The following is a 469-nucleotide window of genomic DNA, read 5'->3' on the forward strand; positions in this document are numbered from 1 at the left end:
AGCGAAAGCGCTACAGACGCCGAAGTGGCCAAGTGGGTGGCCCAAGCCAACGCTGCCAACACCGCCTTGGGCACTGCCCAAAGCGAACTGGATTCAGCGCAGTTGGCACTGAGCACTGCACTTAGCGCCATGACCAGCGACCCCGCCACCCCTGCACAGTTGCAAGCGATAGAAGACGCCCAGACGGCTCTGACGGCCAAGGCGGCAGCCGCGACCGCGGCGGCCAATGCAGCCAATACAGCTGTGACGGCGGCCACTGATGCGGCCACAGCCGCAGGCGAGGCGATCGACTTATCGGCCATCACCAGCGCAGCAGCAGCGGCCCTGGCCGATGCGGCCACCGTGAGCGCAGCCACCACCGCCAGCGAAAGCGCTACAGACGCCGAAGTGGCCAAGTGGGTGGCCCAAGCCAACGCTGCCAACACCGCCTTGGGCACTGCCCAAAGCGAACTGGATTCAGCGCAGTTGG

The 469-nt window shown here is 65.9% G+C and carries 1 pseudogene; it reads left to right on the forward strand.

From position 1 onward, the window contains the following. Positions 1–469, forward strand: a pseudogene (locus B472_RS17175) (hypothetical protein); the annotation flags it as partial.

Origin of the sequence: Limnohabitans sp. Rim28 (assembly GCF_000293865.2) — a bacterium.
In the GTDB taxonomy this organism is placed as follows: domain Bacteria; phylum Pseudomonadota; class Gammaproteobacteria; order Burkholderiales; family Burkholderiaceae_C; genus Limnohabitans_A.